This window comes from Kistimonas ophiarachnellae (assembly GCF_057552235.1).
On sequence record NZ_BAAJPA010000011.1, the window covers coordinates 1 to 16439 of the forward strand.

The following is a 16439-nucleotide window of genomic DNA, read 5'->3' on the forward strand; positions in this document are numbered from 1 at the left end:
TGCTTGTGGGGCGCCGAAGGCGTCCCAGGAGCGAAGCGACGAACACCAAGCGCTTGTTATGCGCGGTTACAGGGTACGCCGCTTTACAAATTTTATAACTCTGAAATTTTCTTCTAGTTATACAAGATACGAAGAAGCTAATACTTTTTATGTATACGAATTTAAGCTTATCAAAAGTTGATTGATTTCCTTTTCATTAAATGGGGTTTGTAGGAAGTACTTGTCATTTTTCTTGGTTATTTTTGATGTGGAGATTGTTTTAAATTCATGTTCTAAATTGTTTTTATTGCAGACATTGATTATGTTTTGAATGGTTATATCAACATTGCGCTCAGAAAAAACTAATGCTTCTGCATCTTTGGATTTATCATTCAATGTTGCTACGTAGGGTTTGGCTCCTATGCTACAACTATCTTCCTCTGTTAAGGCGATTTGACTACTGATTCTAAACGATGTTCCATTTCCAACTTTTGCGACTGTTATTTTAATCATTTTTACACCTGTTGATTCTAAAGCGATGTCTATGATGGATGAAAAATTGTGGTAACATCAGACACAGGGCACTAAAGATGCCCTGTGGTTTAATTTCATACACTTTTAATTAAAAGTATATGTCCATGCCCCTTCACTTGTAGTGACATTTACTTGTACCGGTTCACATGTTGTAGGTATCTGTTTGACTTGTCCCATTTTGAATGTTGTACGTTCTTTGCCAAACATTCCTTCTGTAGAGGTACACTCCTTACTATTGTTTATAGAAACGCTTTCTATTTCAACTAAGTCGATTATGGGTATTAACCTAACATGGTGTACAGGTGCGCCAAATAAATTTTCTGCAGCATATTTATTTACTTCAACTTTAAGTGGTGAAGGTCCTGAACCACCTCCAGAGATCAAAAATAAAATGGCAATAATAGCAATCACAGAACCAGCGAGCTTAATTGCGAACTTATTTTTTGAAAGTTTCGATATACCGCCTTCTTCAAAGTCTGCTGTCGCAGACTTTATTCCATCTTCTGTGAACGCCTTAAATTTTGAAATGTTATTTTCAGCTGACTCTTTAAGGTTTTCTTTTGATATCGACATGACTACTCCTAGATTGTCTAAGCCGAGAGAATTTTATATCTTGTTCGGACATATACCGATGCCCATAAGTCTCTAGTGTTTTTTTGATCGCGCAATAGGTGAAAGTGCCTATTTGAGCGCATAACGCCAAATTCAGCGGCACGAGCAGAGCGAGTGTCCGCTGGAATTTTTTGTTAGCCGCTACTGCTAGAGGGTTGGAGAGTTAAGCATCATAATTTTCATCATCCGTATTTTCTCCAATAAATATTGCGGATTTTTTAAAGATATGCTTAAGTTTTAACTGGCCAATTTTAGGTCAGCACAACACAAAAAAGCACATAGGGATATATAAAATGAAAAAAATACTGACAGTCTTTGCTTTGGCTCTTTCCACTCCAGCCCTATCAGATGGGCTAGACGGTTTTTATACCGGTGGTTATGCAGGTATGAGCAGCATGACTGCTGAGTCAAGAATATATGGCGCTGATGTCGAACTTGGGAAAAAGGACACCAGTTTCGGTGGATACTTAGGTTATGAAATTGATTACAACAGTTCGTTTGTTGCCTTGGAAGCTGATTTCAATATTGCTGATACTGAAGTAACACAATCATCCGGCGCTGCAATGCTCAGAGGTACAAGAAAAAATTCCTACGGTATATCAGTTTTGGGTGGAATACCTTTTGGTGATCAGTCTGCTATTTACGCCAGATTCGGATTTGTTAATACTGATTTTGAATCTATGGAAACTGATGGTTCCACAACTCTAAACTATGACACAAGCGAAACTGGTTATGTATTAGGATTGGGATCGCGTTTTCAGTTAAATAGGAACATTAACTTACGTATGGACTATCGATATATTCAATATAGCGATTTTAAATTTGTTGATGGTGGTGCTGAATTTGATATCAATGAGCAAAACTTCACAGTCGGCGTTCAGTATATCTTCTAAAAATTAACACGAGTCAGTCTGAAAGATTCAAGATTAAACATTCAAAGCCGGGTTAAGCCCGGCCTCTTTAATTGTAAATTAACATCAATCTAACATCGCTTTACTTAGACGACACAAATTATACCTCTAGAGCGTAAACATAAATTCCCTGCATACTAAGTCTGATTTTTGTTGCGGCTAACAGCTATTATGCCTCAAGCAAGTCATATTAAATTATGAGCTCGCATGAGTAATATTAAATTTTAAACTCATTTGAGAAATATTAATAAAACGCCTTTTTTATGAACTCAACTGAGTCATATTACTTTACAACTATGAACTCTAAATTTTTGAATAAAATAAAAAAATGTTACAAAAAATAACATTCTAAAGTTTTTAAATTTTTTTGTTTTTTCCAGAAAGTTGCCAATACTACTGTACAAACAATCAGTTTCAGGTTGCACAGATGTCAATTCGTTTTATGGATGTTGTTCGTAATTCGCTCAGAGTCAAGCGTTATAGTTATTGTACTGAGCAAGCCTATTGCTACTGGATTAAAAACTACATACGGTTTCACAACCTGAAACACCCGGGTGAGCTGGAAGAAGATCATGTGGTGCAGTTTTTAACCTATCTCGCTGTACAAAGGCAGGTTGCTTCTGCAACTCAGAACCAGGCGCTGAATGCACTCAATTTTCTCTATACTCATGTACTGAACAGGAAACTGGGGGATGTCAGTCGTTTTGCCCGGGCCAAACCGTCACAGAAGATACCGGTTGTTTTTGAGCGTGATGAAATCAGGAAATTGCTGGAGGTCATCAAACCCGATTACAGGCTCCCTGTGCAACTGATGTATGGGTCAGGTCTTCGGTTGATGGAATGCCTGCGTTTGCGTATCAAGGACATAGATTTTTACCGTAAGGCGATCATTGTTCGCAATGGCAAGGGGGCTAAAGATCGTGTGACGGTTCTGCCTGAGCCTCTGATACCTGTCATCGAATTACGCATCAGAGAGGTCAGGCATTATCACTGTGCTGACCAGGAAGCAGGTTTTGGCACAGTTTGGATGCCTGATGCACTGGCCCATAAGTATCCCGATGAAGCGGCAAGTTTCCACTGGCAGTATTTCTTTTGTTCCCATAAGCGTTCTATTGACCCCCGTAGTGGCAGGGAGCACCGCCACCATATGGATGACAGCACCCTTCAACGGGCTGTGAAGTGTGCGATAAAACGGGCCGGCATCGCTAAAAAAGCAAGCTGTCACACCTTTCGTCATTCCTTTGCCACCCATTTGCTGGATGACGGGTATGATATCCGTACGGTGCAGGAGTTACTCGGCCATAAAGACCTCAAAACGACTCAGATCTATACCCATGTACTTAACCGGGGAGGATTTGCAGTCAAAAGCCCTCTGGCTCGTTTATGAATAGGAATCACTTGTCCGGTTCAGGCTGCGACGGATTGAGAGAACCCATTGTAAGGCGTTACCCCGAAGCTAATCACCTTGGATTACTTCGCAGCATGTCAGGGTAGGAGCACCTTGATGTACAGATGACTGAATCACCGAGGTGTCAGCACCTCAAGTATACCTTTATAAATCAATCAGTTAGCAGGATTCGCTGGTCGCACTCACGCTACCGCCCGGAGATGTTGGCAGCCTGCTGGCAGCCACAGCGTGGTTCTCGGTAGCTATATGGTTACGTTGTCGTTTATGGCGGTCGATATAACCATATTTTCTACCGTTAGGCTATGGCGCTGAAGTCGCATCACTGATGCTATGGTCGTAACAGGTGCTTTTTTCCCGCCTGAGCACGTTTCATTGGCATCGCTGGCGTTTGAGAAAGGTACATTGGCCAAATGTGATTATTCATGGTTGTTTTTCAGCCGCTCTGGTAGAGTGCGCGTCGATTTTTATTGCCGAGGCATAGTCTCTTGTTTTCCGACTTCTCACTTGACCCGCGTTTGCTGAAAGCGCTGGAAGCTGCCGGCTGGGAACAGCCTACCGATGTCCAGACCCGTGCTATCCCTGTCGCCCTGTCAGGCAAGGACCTGATGGTCAGCGCTGAGACGGGCAGCGGCAAGACCGGCGCATTTCTTCTGCCCCTGCTCAATCGCCTGCTGACCCCGGCGCCCAATACCGGGACGCGGGCACTGGTATTGTTGCCGACCCGTGAACTGGCCCGCCAGGTGTTCAAGGAGTGTCAGCTGCTGGCGACTGGTACAGGGCTTAAGGCCGGTTTGATTACCGGTGGGGATGAGTTTAAGTTTCAGGCCAGCCTGTTCCGCAAGAATCCGGAAATAATCATTGCCACACCCGGTCGGCTGGCCGAGCACGTGGATCGCGGCACGCCGGATTTTCGTGACCTGGAAGTCCTGGTGCTGGACGAAGCGGATCGTATGCTCGACATGGGCCTCAGTGAGGATGTGCTCAAAATCACTGACCAGTGCACGTCCGCCCAGCGTCAGACGCTGCTCTTTTCCGCCACCCTGCAACAGCCTGGCGTCAAGCGCATGGCGATGAAGGTGTTAAAGGAACCGGAAGAGATCCTGCTGAACACGGTCAAAGAACAGCACGAGAATATCCGCCAGCAAATGATCCTGGTGGATGACCTGGCGTTCAAGGAAAAGCTGGTCGTCCGGCTGCTGGAGGTTGAGCCTTTCGACAAGGCCCTGGTCTTCACCAAAACACGTGCACAGGCGACCAAGCTGCAAAACTTCCTGCGTTACCACAAGCTGAGAACCGGCGTCCTTCATGGCGAAATGACCCAGGAAGAGCGCAAGCAGATGATGGAATGGCTGCATAACGGCCGTATCAATGTGCTGGTCGCTACCGATCTCGCCGCCCGTGGTCTGGATGTGCCCGGAATCAACCTGGTGGTGAACTTTGATGTCGCTCGTCGGGGTGATGACCATGTGCATCGGATTGGCCGTACCGGTCGTGCCGGGCAGCAGGGGCTGGCTGTCACCTTCGTCAGTGCGCTGGAATGGAACCTGATGGCCAGTATTGAGCGTTACCTCAATATCCGTTTTGAGCGGCGCACCATCCCCGGTATGGAAGCGAGCTATAAAGGTCCGAAGAAGGTGAAAGCTTCTGGGAAGGCTGCCGGCCGGAAGAAGAAAAAGCCGGCAGACAGAAAGGCGGCGGAAAAAGGCAAACAGCGCCATCGGGACAAGAAGAGCATCGGTAAGCGGAAGTCCGGTGACAAAGTGTCAGCAGGGCAGGGCAAGGATACCGGGTTCGAACCCTTCCGCATCAAGAAGAAACCGACGACGACAGCGTAATTGTCCGGCCATGGAAGGCCGTGTTTTAACGAGGGATAGCGACTTCTGACAATCCCTCCACTGTTTTATGTGCCAGTGAGCGATGTCAGCGGATGATACAGGTCTGGGTGGCGATCTCTGAATAGTCCCCACCTGCTACGGGTCTCGGCAATGGCGGCTAGATCCAGCTCAGCAAAATGATGGCCAGTTACAGTGAATGTTGATCCATTCGGATAATTAAGAACCATAACCGCTCAGGGCAGAATACCCTGCCGATTCAATTTCAATACCCATGACTAACTAATGTGTTACAGCACAGGGAATATTTAAACAATAAAATTACCAGGGCGCATTTTTATTGTTTGAGTCTGGCCATCCAATAATGCCTGCTGAATAAACCTGCTCATTCTGATGAATGATGGCATTGATTATTTTTATGGTTATCACAAAAAGGTTGGTTTGATGGTTGGTGTACATACGTACAGAATTAGTCGGTTTTCCTTATGATTATATCGGCATGGAGGCGGTATGTTACCGGCCAACGCATTAAAACTGATTGACAAAACAACGTTCCTGGGGGCGTTAGGCCTGTTGTTGTCGGTGGTGATCCCACTGGCGCTATGGCCTGAACAGGGGGCGCAGTGGATTGCCGGCGCCAAGACCATTATGACCGACAAGTTCGGTTTCCTTTATCTTGGCCTGGGCATGGCTGCCATGTTCTTCATGGTGTACATCGTGTTCAGTGATATTGGCCAGATCAAGCTCGGTGATGCCGATGAGAAGCCGGAGTTCGGCACGGCCTCCTGGGCTGCGATGCTGTTCTGTGGCGGTATCGGCGCCAGTATCCTTTACTGGGGCACCATTGAATGGGCTTATTATTACCAGAATCCGCCGTTCCAGCTGGAGCCGGGCAGTGAAGAAGCCATCCGATGGGCTGCTACTTACGGTATTTTCCACTGGGGGCCGATTGCCTGGGCGATTTACCTGATTCCGGCATTGCCGATTGCGTATTTTTACTACGTCCGTAAACAGCCGGTACTGAAAGTTTCCAGTGCATTGATGCCGGTTATCGGTGAAGTGCGCAGCCAGGGTTGGTTGGGCAAGGTCGTTGATATTCTGTTCATCTTTGGCCTGTTGGGAGGCGGCGCCACAACGCTGGGCCTGGCTGCCCCGTTGATTAACGAAGGTGTGAACCACCTGTTTGGTGTTCCCAAGACAACGGAAACCCAGATCGCGGTACTGATGGTCTGTACGGCGTTATTCGCTTATTCCGCTTACGCCGGTCTGGAAAAAGGCATCAAGCTGCTCAGTAATATCAATTTCTGGGGCGCCATTGGCCTGCTGCTGTATATCCTTGTTACTGGTCCCACCATTTTCATGCTGGAAACCGGTCTGGATTCGCTCGGTCGCATGCTGACCAACTTCTTTGCCATGGCGACCTGGGCAGAACCTTTCGGTGGTTACGGCTCCTTTGAAAACACCCACTTCCCCCAGGACTGGACCATTTTCTACTGGGCCTGGTGGCTGGTGTTTGCCCCGAGCATGGGTCTGTTTGTTGCGCGGATTTCCCGTGGTCGTACCATCAAGCAGATGGTGACAGGGTCCATTTTCTTTGGTTCCCTGGGCTGTTTCCTGTTCTTTATGGTACTGGGTAACTATGGCCTGTCGCTGCAGCTGTCCGGCGCTGTGGACGTTGTCGCCATCCTGAACAGTGAAGGCGCCACCAGGGCGATTTTCTCCGTATTGGAACAGCTGCCGCTCAGTTACCTGGTGATTGCAGCGTTTACCCTGCTGTGTTTGATTTTCACGGCGACTACGTTTGACTCCATTTCTTACATTCTGGCGTCCGTGGTTCAGAACAACGTCACTGAAGAACCCATGCGCTGGAACCGGTTGTTCTGGGCGTTTGCACTGTCATTCCTGCCAACCGTGTTGTTGTTTATGGGCGGTTTGTCGACACTGCAGACAGCAGCGATTGTGGGCGGTCTGCCGCTGCTGGTGATTGCGGTGATGCTGATGGTTTCCGCAGTGAAAGCGGCCACGCTGGACCTGGTGCACCAGGAAGGTTACGAAGATCCGGTCATTAACATTGAAGAACTGCCGGATGTGGACCCCTGGTCAAAAGAAGGCATGGCGCTGGCAACCTTTGAACAGCTGAAAGATGAAGCGGTTGAAGCGGCCGAAGCCGAACGCCTGGCACTGAATGCCATCTGGAAGATGAAGCGCAAGATTCGCCAGGAAGCCCTGTCCCGCGGTAACTCCGGACTGGAACTGGGGGATGCGCCGGAAGAGATGGTCATAGAGCTGCGTCGCCTGACCGATGAAGCCATGCAGGCCAAGGAACGTAAACTGGCTGCGTCAGAAGCCGCCCAGCAGGCGCGGATTGTATTCAATGAGCTGTTCCGGGCAAAGCAGGCGGCTGATACCGAAGTGGCAGTTTCCTGATTTTTCTTTCAATGCGTAGTAAAATCCGGGCCATATGACTATGGCCCGGATTTTTATCAGCTAAATCCGTATCTGCAAACAGATTGGTTATCAAATCGGTTTGCAAGCCTGACAAAGTGTGAACATTCTTGTGATGGTGAAGACACAATTATAATTATTTCAGTAAAGATGTGACTTATTAGGCTCTTCTGTTTGCAGTTATATTGCCTTTAATTTAGTTAGGGTTTTCTGAGATAGATGATGGAGTAAATATTGTTGATTGTTATTTTTTAACTATATGAATCTCTTAGGGGTTGATATCTATTAAGTTAAATGGGAGGGTGCTTATGGAATCAGTTGGTCCATCAACGAGTATGGGAGTTATGCCTTTAGAAAAGCCATCAGTTAAGGTGGGGTATTTCGCCAAGGTGATTCCAGAAGTGGTTGATAAATATATTGTTATTAATTTGGAGCAGGAATATGCCTTGCGCTCTGGCTCTGAATATGAAGAGAGTAAAAAGAAATTACGGAAAAAGTTGTCTGAATTTTCATTGTATAAGTTTGAATCAAAAGCCGGTTTGGCACCTAGTGAGGAACAAATTGGTTTGATGGAGCGACAAAGTTTAAAACTGTTTCATATTCGGTTCTTGGACGTTCCAGGGAGAATAAAGCGATGGTTTCCTCCTATTGCTAAAACAGATTATGTTCCAACGCAAAGGCATGATTATTTGCCGATTTGCATACCAGATAAAGAAATTAATCGTTTAATTAAAAATTACGATGACTGTAAAGATTTGATTGTTGTCTTGAATGGTTCGGCCGAGATTAGATGTGGCCTTACCCCCCAAAACCGTTGTTTTTTGCAACAGCCTGGAAGGCATGCATGTGTAGTTGCCTGCTGTGAAATGGTCGCACGTGATTATGGAAAACATCTCCCCATAGATATCTTTACGGAGAAAAACTATACCACTGACCTTTTGAAGATACCGAAATATTTGGATGAGTGCGGATTGCATTGTAAATCTAGTGCGATATCAGCATCAGCTTCAGTGAAAGAGTTTGCAGAAGCGTTGAAAGCTTTCTCTAGCGCTTTAATTGTTCAGTTTGATGGCGGTTTAGAACTTCATGTTGTAGTTTTGGATAAAATAGATGAACAGTCTGCAACAATAAGAGAGCCCTTTCATGGTATGTGTCTGGAAGTAAAATCCGACTATTTTTGCAGCCAGGTTAGTAATAGGTATTTTGTTGTCATCCCTTGATAGCGTTAGGTAAAGATTGAGGCCCTCAATGAATTACAGTTGTTTAGTGTGATATTGAGTGTTGTGAGCTGGTTTCTCATGTGCAGTGACTATTGCCAATGCATGAGTCCTCATGACACGTGGCGATAATGTATAAAAGTATTTCCAACTGTCGAGACTGTATATAGACTATGGTACTACTTTGGTTGTGACGGGCATTGCCTGTTATGACTGGAGCCGCTATTTCGTGTTACTGAACGAGTCTGTCATAAAAACAATAACAGGGACTCTTTAAAATGCCGTTTACCTTTCATCAATCCGTTATTTTCATGCAACCAATACGCTGTTGTATAAACACTTGTGTTGCTTGTTGTTCGGATTGAACAGGGGCAGGCATTCCATCACAGAGACCATTAATAACGAAAAAAAGGTCCGACGTATGAGAAAAACGATTCGCCACTGGGCGTCGCTGCTGGCGCTGACCGCTGTGACGTCAACCGCCCTGGCAGAAAGCCAGGATTCCTGGCTGAAGCAAGGGCTTAAAGACCAGCGCACCCTTAGCCTCTGGGAACCTTTGGGCCAGTTCAAATCGCCCGGTACCCATAACAGCTACAACGCCACCGATTACAAGGGGAGTGACCCACTCCACCTCGCTGATCCCAACCATTACCTGACAATGACAGCCCAGCTCGAGGCCGGCGCCCGGATGCTGGAGATTGATGCCTGGTGGTACGGGCCGAGTGGCAATATCAAGTTGTGCCATACCCTCTGTCATGTGGAAGACCAGTACCTGAGTGAAGCCGCCAATGAAATCAACCAGTGGCTTCGTCGGCCTGAAAACCGGAATGAAGTCCTGGTCCTGTATGTCGAGGATCACGCGGACGGTCGTTATGACCAGATGTACACGGACTTTGGCCAGCTGGTGGATCTGATGCTGCCGGTGCCCTACGAGGGGGCGGCATTCCCGGATCAACTGACACCGATGGACATCCTGTCACAGGGCAGGCAAATTGTGCTGATCGGGGTTGACGGCGCACCGGCCGGTCATCCACTCAGGCAGCTGAACCATGGGTTTATCAGTTCCAATCAGTCGGTGTTTGATGGCCGTTTCACCGGTTATCCGACCTGTGATTTCGGAGGCACCAGTGCCGGGCAGATGGATCAGCGTCTGACCCGTCTTTACGAAGACCAGACCAACCTGGCCACCGGCGTAGGGCTGGGGCGTAAGCTGAATGCGGACCAGGCAAAAGCCCTGACTGATTGTGGCTTTGGCCTTTTTGGTTACGACAAAATGACCACCAATGATGCCCGTCTCTACAGCAATGTCTGGAGTTGGGGTAGCGGTGAGCCCAATGATTACGGCAGTGGCGAAGATTGTGCCGTACAACGTCCGGACGGGCGCTGGAATGACGACAGCTGTGTGAAACCATATCGTTTCGCCTGCCTGGATGAGCGCAGTGGCGACTGGCGTATTACCAGTGCCACCGGCACGTTTGATGCGGGTCAGCTGAGCTGTCAGACCGAATTCGGCAATTACTTCGCTTTTGGTGTGCCGAAAAGCGGTTACCACAACCGTCGCCTGCAGGATGCAGCCAATGGTCAGGCCGTCTGGATCAATTTCAATGATCGCGCTAACGAAGGTCAGTGGCTGCCGGATGGCCGCAGTATGCCGGAACTGCCAGCGCAGGATACGGCGGCCAGCCAGTTGATTTTCTCCAGCTACGGTGTCTGCCTGGATATTGAGGATCGCCGTGCCGAGCCGGGTGTGCCGGTGCATGCCTGGCAGTGTCATGCTGCCGCTTCCCAGTTCTGGATCTATACCGGGGAACAGGAGATCCGCTCTGCCCTGAATCCTGAATTATGTGTGGATGCTGCCGGAGCAGGCACCAGCAATGGTACGCCGGTAGTACTGTGGAACTGTAATGGCCAGGATAACCAGAAGTGGGTTCGCGATAACTTTGGTCGTCTGTTGGCGAAGATGGATACCCGCAAGGCGCTGGACATCAAGGATCCCCAGGTAGCGATCCAGGGTAAAAATGCCCACCTCTGGGACGCACAGCAGGATGGCACTCAGCGCTGGAAATTCTCCAACCCGCTGATGGATCCCAAACCCCAGTACCGCAAGCTGAAGTTCAGCCAGTACGGCGCCTGTCTGGACCTGGAAGGCCGCAGTACCTCACCGGGTACCCAGGCCCATGCCTGGAGCTGCCATGGTGCGGATTCCCAGTACTGGTACCAGGATGAACTGGGCCGGATTCATTCGGCACTGGATCCGAACATGTGTCTGGACGCCAGTGGTGGTAAGACTGGCAAAGGGACCAAAATCATCCTTTGGAACTGCCACCTGGGTACTAACCAACAGTGGATTTACGATGATCAGCAGCGCTTCCTGTTAAAGAAGAACACCGGCAGGGCACTGGATATCAAGAATCCGCTTTACGGTCCCGGCATCAATGGCCATGACGCCCATCTCTGGAGTTCGCAGGGGGATGGCTCCCAGCGTTGGGAATGGGTGGATTAACGCTACTTTTCTTGTAAACAATGGCCGGTTATCACAACCGGCCACGGGTAACACCTTTGTCGACCTGTCTTGCGCAAGTAAAGGAATTCTTGCTTGGAATGCTTCTTGCCCTGGGAGGGAAATATAATATCCTGCTTTCAGTATTGAACTGTAAAACAAGTTATTCATTCCATCGTTGGTCAATTCAAACCGTGTTTTGGCTTTGGTAATCAGGGTTTAATGATGACGCAGTGTTTATTCACGATTGAACAAAATATTATTGTTAAAACACCTGTCCCTGAAAAAGGTATCGTCAGTTCGAATCCCGAACGTACCCTTCGTTTAGCCTCTCATTTTTTGGACAATCCTTGTGTTGAAATACAATCCTGGGGGATTGGTGTTTTAACGGGCAAAGTGACACGCAACGGCGTGGATGAAGATTTCTTCTTTGCCTATGCGCCCATGGGCGCGAGTGGTTCAGCCATGGCGTTCCATGAACTCTTTGCGGCGGGTGCACAAGCGATGGTTCGGCTGGGCAGTAACGATGTCTGGGTCACGGAAGACGATATGAATTCATTAGTCCTGATTTCTGAAGCCCGAGGGTTGAGAGGGGTATCCTGGGATCAGGGCATTGATGAACAAGATGTCGATAAACCACTCTTGCCTGACCATGATCTGCATCAGCGCTTGATGGAAAGTTGTCAGCTCGGCGACTTTCAGTATTCCGAGCGTGTCTGTTTTAACGTTGATGATTACCATGCCTATTTGTACCCGGAAAGAATGGGAACGCCACAAAGAATTCAGCAGCGACTGGCGATTTATAATACCTTCATGCCCTACTGCCGGGACATGGAAACCGCCTCCTTATTTTTAAAGGCAAATCAGTTTGGCAGAAAAGCATCCAGTGTGCTCCAGAATGTTGTTAAACAGAAGGATGAATCACCGTACGAAGGCTCGACAGGTGATCACGCTAAAGCGAATGAAAACAGAATCGCTGAAATCGTTATCAATGCGATGCTCTGACCATCAGTAAAATAGACGTTACCAGGCGAATGTTACGAATCCATCCGTGGAAGGATGACCGCGATTGCAACCCTCGCGGTGATGTTGAGGTGACACATAACGTGTCATTTACGGCGCATGCCTGGTTGTTTTCCCGCATAGGCAAGGAAAAGGATTTCACGTGGCGTATGAAGCATGGTTGTTGTGGTAATACCTGTTCGATGTGGTGTTGTTATCGGGTAACATGCCGGCATCATTCACAGGTGCGAGACACCCGTTACACGACAGAGGGCGGTAGCGTATTTGTTATTTCGCATCGGTGCAGGGCATGGGCTGATTAGGCTTTTTTTATAGTTGAGATGACATATAAATGATGATGTTTTTTATTTATATGAATTACCTGGAAGTATGCGTTTAGTGTTACATATCATGATGAATTCAAAGAAAGTACATCGGCTTGCAGGCATGATTATGCTGATCCCCTTGTTGCTATGGGCGCTGACCGGTGTGGTCTTCCTGATTAAGCCCGGTTACGAAGCAGCCTTTGAAAAGCTGCCTGTCAGGCACTACGCAATGGATAAGCCGATGACGATAACCCCTGAGCCCCACTGGCAGGAAATATCCATAAAGCGCAGTATTCTGGGATATCATCTGATGGTTCTACAGGATGGGCGCTGGCGGCAACTTGACCTGGACACCCTGGAGGAAAGACCTCTTCCCTCAAGGAAGGCGCTGGAGAGATTGGTGAATGATGCTATCTCTGCCAATCCAGAACGTTATGGAAGCATGGTTACGGTGGATGGTGACAGGGTATTCACAGACACCGGTATTGAGATATCGGTGGATTGGCCGCGGTTAGCGCTTCAGCAAACGGGAACCGACACACGTGTTATACGGACCCTCTATAAAATTCATTACCTGCAGTGGTTAGGGGATTCGTTGCTCAATAAGGTACTCGGTGTTCTGGGTCTTGTTGCCCTTTCCATAGTGACCCTGTTTGGTCTTTTAGCGTATGTTAATGGGAATAAATATAGAAACGCTCAATAACCATTCGTGCTGGTTGTTCTGATAGTTCTGGCCTGAAATTTGCCAAAATACGCAGGTTTCCCTGGTGGGTCGGTTTCCGAAGGAAGCCGACGTCGTCTGCCGGTAGAACGTCGGCTCGCAAGCGATCCGACCTGCGTTAATAAAGCCACAGGCTTCCTGTTCACGGCAAACCGAATCGCCTTTATCGCCCGTCTGCCAGGTCGCAGGCAGTTAGAGCGTCGTTAGAACAAGCGATGGGTATTACAATGTCGCCACATCACCTGTCTGCGGGTGGTGAAGCGGCCTCTACCCTGGCAATACGAACAAATGCTTTTTACGATTGGTTTCCACCCTTTATCAAGATCAGGCTATTCCATCGAGTTATGACGAATTTACCCAGAAAGAACAAACATTGGATGAAAGAAATCTCTGATGCTATCACTGAATCCATCAGGCTGGCCGAGGCGGAGTCTGGCGTTTTGAGTGCTGGTGCAAAGGAAAATCTGTTCAAGTATGCCGCCATGTTTGCCGCAAAAAACCGGGCCGTGCAATCCAGGGAGGACAGGGTCGCGATGAGCCGTTACGCGGCACAGTGCAGGGCGCGGGATTTCCAGCTGTCTCCCGGAGATGTGAACAATTATGACATCAATTTCATGCTGGCCTATCTTGATGCCCACCGGAGTCTGGATCTGATTTCCGAGAAAAAGCTCGACGATATCATGACGTTTATGATGGGGGAGTTTGAACCGCTCATCCAGCATGCATAAAGGGGTAGGCATTGGCTGTCTTGGGGAGCAGGTTTCAAACCATTTGCTGCAGGACTTAACATGGGGCAGGGAGTGGGGCCTGTCTTTCATGATGTGAGTGAATCATTTTCCACCAGGTCTGTTGTATCATGGCGGCGATGGACGTTTTTTCCGCCAGCCTGAAAGTGACAGGACAATAATGCCGAAATTATCCGCCAGCCAGATCCGCGATATCGTCTTCAACTTCGTTCCGCAATCGATTCAAGAGAATATTTTCATCAAGTCCCTCCTGGCCGGCGCCACGGCGATCGGGATCTTGCTGTCCGTTCCGGCTTTTGCCCCGGTTGGAGCGGTGGGCGCGACGGGATGGATCATCGTGTACGCCGTAACGGGGGGCACATTTTCGATAGAGGCTATTTCCAGGGCCTGGAATGCCTGGAAAAACAAAACGGAAAAAGAGCGTCAGGCCGCCGATGAAAAACTCTTCAAACTGAAAGCAGCCCTGGATGATGGCTTGATTACCGAAGCGGAATACAAGGAACGCGCCCGGGCATTGCTGGATCAAATCATGAAATAACGCGTTGAGCTCTCTGTGGCTCAGCCTATTGGTTGTGACAGGACGCTGTGTGAAAGATTCAATCATTCTGAAAGGTGTTTATCGTGGCAGGGTAGCGCAACGCTACGGATTTGAAACGGCCATTGATAAAGTGTCGGTTGAAGGGAACCTGTACCTTTCATGGGAAGGTCTGGAAGGCGATGCCTGTGCCGATCGCCGCCATCATGGTGGAAGAGAGCGGGCGCTGCACCAGTACCCACTCGAACACTATGTCTACTGGCAACAGAAATACGGTGCTGATCATCAGTGGATAGCGCCGGGTATGGGGGAAAACCTGAGCACGGAAGGTATGCGGGAAGATAATGTTTGTCTGGGTGACCGTTATCGTTGGGGAGAGGCCATTATTGAGGTCAGTCAGCCCCGGTCGCCGTGCTACAAACTCAGTCAGCGCTGGGGAATCGATCGTTTTTCTGTGGAAATGCAGGCGCTCAACCGCTGCGGATGGTTGTACCGTGTCATCCAGCCGGGCAGGGTGAGTGTGCTCGATGCGCTGGTGCTGGAAGAACGGGACGTTAACGCCCTGTCGATTCTGCAAGTGTGCGAATGGTTCTTTGGTGATCCTCTCAATGAAGAAGGGCTGCACAGGTTGAGGCAGCAAACCCGGTTATCGGATAGCTGGATGAGTAAGGTTGCACTGCGCCTTGAGACCCAGACCGTGGAAAACTGGAATTTCAGATTGCTGGGGCGAGCGGAACAGAGGGTTTTTCGTGGTATTTCTGCGGAGAAGTGATGGTCGGGCCGTATTGCTAGACAAGGATTAGCAGGCTGCACCGTTTATTCCCCTCGTGCAGATAACCTCGCAATATGCATGAATAATGTGCGTGTTATCCCTCTGATGCCTTGCAAAAGCAGTCGGGCTCGAGCAGGGGGACTGACAGTTTCAGTCACCTGCCCATGCCATCACGGAACTTTGTTCCTGCCAGGGAGTCTTAACAGGCAGTAATCATTGTTAAGAGAGAAGTTCAGCATGGGTCCTATCAGCAGAAGAATGTCTCCGCTAAACCCGTTGTGGGCGATGGCGCGGCAGGTTATCAATCAACCTCATCCGATGCCAGGTGCGAGCAAGCCTGACGCGAGCAAGCCTCTGGCCAGTCAGACAGGCGTGTATGGCTCCCGCAACCTTTCTGCTTCGGCCTCTGCAAGCAGCCTGTTAATAACCGATCGGGTTGGAAAGCCAGCTACCCGGGCATTGTCAGGCGCAGAGAGCGTTCCGGTTTATGCAACCACGGGATTGCAACAGACGACCCACACTGACAAGCAGGAAAGTGAATGGTCAGGCTGGATCTGGCATCAGGTTCAGGATGATGCCATGCGGGCATTCCATTTTGGGGAGTCGGCTTCCATTGCTGATACCTTGTCAGCAAGTGTTGCAATGCAAGGGCAAACGACATCCTTGCTCGTAGAATCCGCCATTCAGAAAGAGCTTCACCGGGCAGCCCAGACCATCATCGATAATATGGGTAATGACAAAATCATCCGAAATGCCAGGGGCGAAGTGATTGCCGTCTGGAAATATAATCCTGAAGATGGCACCTATCGTATTCAGACGTATAGCTGAAAGACACTTCGCAAACAGAATACGCCTTTTCAACATAATCCCGGAAATGCCTGCCAGTCATCCGATAGCCG

The 16439-nt window shown here is 48.6% G+C and carries 14 protein-coding genes; 12 read left to right on the forward strand and 2 right to left on the reverse strand.

The genetic code is table 11. The features are described 5' to 3' along the window. Window positions 1-147: 147 nt before the first annotated feature. Window positions 148-492, reverse strand: a complete 345-nt coding sequence (locus tag AC27K1_RS14375) for a hypothetical protein (RefSeq protein ID WP_487151501.1) — start codon at window positions 490-492, stop codon at window positions 148-150. 105 nt (window positions 493-597) lie between these two features. Further along, window positions 598-1086 carry a hypothetical protein gene (locus tag AC27K1_RS14380; RefSeq protein ID WP_487151503.1) on the reverse strand — a complete coding sequence of 163 codons (489 nt, stop codon included), beginning with the start codon at window positions 1084-1086 and terminating at the stop codon, window positions 598-600. Between the two features lie 332 nt (window positions 1087-1418). On the opposite strand from AC27K1_RS14380, the gene AC27K1_RS14385 reads away from it, so the two are divergent. From AC27K1_RS14385 to AC27K1_RS14440, 12 genes are all read left to right on the forward strand, one after another. Beyond that, window positions 1419-2018, forward strand: a complete 600-nt coding sequence (locus AC27K1_RS14385) for an outer membrane protein (protein WP_487151505.1) — start codon at window positions 1419-1421, stop codon at window positions 2016-2018. Window positions 2019-2463: 445 nt separating this feature from the next. Continuing rightward, window positions 2464-3423 (forward strand): integron integrase, encoded by a 960-nt coding sequence (locus AC27K1_RS14390; protein WP_487151507.1) that lies wholly within the window; start codon window positions 2464-2466, stop codon window positions 3421-3423. A 506-nt stretch (window positions 3424-3929) separates the two neighbouring features. Continuing rightward, entirely contained in the window at window positions 3930-5279 is a 1350-nt protein-coding gene (locus tag AC27K1_RS14395; RefSeq protein ID WP_487151509.1) for a DEAD/DEAH box helicase, read from the forward strand. 507 nt (window positions 5280-5786) lie between these two features. Then, complete coding sequence (locus tag AC27K1_RS14400) at window positions 5787-7703, forward strand: BCCT family transporter (RefSeq protein WP_487151511.1); 1917 nt, start codon at window positions 5787-5789, stop codon at window positions 7701-7703. 326 nt (window positions 7704-8029) lie between these two features. Continuing rightward, window positions 8030-8941 (forward strand): cysteine peptidase family C39 domain-containing protein, encoded by a 912-nt coding sequence (locus AC27K1_RS14405; protein WP_487151512.1) that lies wholly within the window; start codon window positions 8030-8032, stop codon window positions 8939-8941. A 418-nt stretch (window positions 8942-9359) separates the two neighbouring features. After that, a complete protein-coding gene (locus AC27K1_RS14410; protein WP_487151513.1) occupies window positions 9360-11441 on the forward strand; it encodes a phosphatidylinositol-specific phospholipase C domain-containing protein in 2082 nt (693 codons plus the stop codon). Between the two features lie 219 nt (window positions 11442-11660). Next, a complete protein-coding gene (locus AC27K1_RS14415) occupies window positions 11661-12443 on the forward strand; it encodes a hypothetical protein (RefSeq protein ID WP_487151514.1) in 783 nt (260 codons plus the stop codon). Between the two features lie 408 nt (window positions 12444-12851). Then, window positions 12852-13469 (forward strand): PepSY-associated TM helix domain-containing protein, encoded by a 618-nt coding sequence (locus AC27K1_RS14420; RefSeq protein WP_487151515.1) that lies wholly within the window; start codon window positions 12852-12854, stop codon window positions 13467-13469. 395 nt (window positions 13470-13864) lie between these two features. Next, window positions 13865-14215 carry a hypothetical protein gene (locus AC27K1_RS14425; protein WP_487151516.1) on the forward strand — a complete coding sequence of 117 codons (351 nt, stop codon included), beginning with the start codon at window positions 13865-13867 and terminating at the stop codon, window positions 14213-14215. Between the two features lie 178 nt (window positions 14216-14393). Then, on the forward strand, window positions 14394-14771 hold the full coding sequence (locus AC27K1_RS14430; protein ID WP_487151517.1) for an SHOCT domain-containing protein: 378 nt from the start codon (window positions 14394-14396) through the stop codon (window positions 14769-14771). 49 nt (window positions 14772-14820) lie between these two features. Then, window positions 14821-15540, forward strand: coding sequence for an MOSC domain-containing protein (locus tag AC27K1_RS14435; protein WP_487151518.1), 720 nt, complete (start codon window positions 14821-14823; stop codon window positions 15538-15540). 258 nt (window positions 15541-15798) lie between these two features. After that, complete coding sequence (locus AC27K1_RS14440) at window positions 15799-16368, forward strand: hypothetical protein (RefSeq protein WP_487151519.1); 570 nt, start codon at window positions 15799-15801, stop codon at window positions 16366-16368. Window positions 16369-16439 lie beyond the last annotated feature (71 nt).

Coding starts and splice junctions, on each gene's coding strand:
- AC27K1_RS14375 (WP_487151501.1), bottom strand. CDS start 492: ATGATTAAAATAACAGTCGCAAAAGTTGGAAATGGAACATCGTTTAGA.
- AC27K1_RS14380 (WP_487151503.1), bottom strand. CDS start 1,086: ATGTCGATATCAAAAGAAAACCTTAAAGAGTCAGCTGAAAATAACATT.
- AC27K1_RS14385 (WP_487151505.1), top strand. CDS start 1,419: ATGAAAAAAATACTGACAGTCTTTGCTTTGGCTCTTTCCACTCCAGCC.
- AC27K1_RS14390 (WP_487151507.1), top strand. CDS start 2,464: ATGTCAATTCGTTTTATGGATGTTGTTCGTAATTCGCTCAGAGTCAAG.
- AC27K1_RS14400 (WP_487151511.1), top strand. CDS start 5,787: ATGTTACCGGCCAACGCATTAAAACTGATTGACAAAACAACGTTCCTG.
- AC27K1_RS14405 (WP_487151512.1), top strand. CDS start 8,030: ATGGAATCAGTTGGTCCATCAACGAGTATGGGAGTTATGCCTTTAGAA.
- AC27K1_RS14410 (WP_487151513.1), top strand. CDS start 9,360: ATGAGAAAAACGATTCGCCACTGGGCGTCGCTGCTGGCGCTGACCGCT.
- AC27K1_RS14415 (WP_487151514.1), top strand. CDS start 11,661: ATGATGACGCAGTGTTTATTCACGATTGAACAAAATATTATTGTTAAA.
- AC27K1_RS14420 (WP_487151515.1), top strand. CDS start 12,852: ATGATGAATTCAAAGAAAGTACATCGGCTTGCAGGCATGATTATGCTG.
- AC27K1_RS14425 (WP_487151516.1), top strand. CDS start 13,865: ATGAAAGAAATCTCTGATGCTATCACTGAATCCATCAGGCTGGCCGAG.
- AC27K1_RS14430 (WP_487151517.1), top strand. CDS start 14,394: ATGCCGAAATTATCCGCCAGCCAGATCCGCGATATCGTCTTCAACTTC.
- AC27K1_RS14440 (WP_487151519.1), top strand. CDS start 15,799: ATGTCTCCGCTAAACCCGTTGTGGGCGATGGCGCGGCAGGTTATCAAT.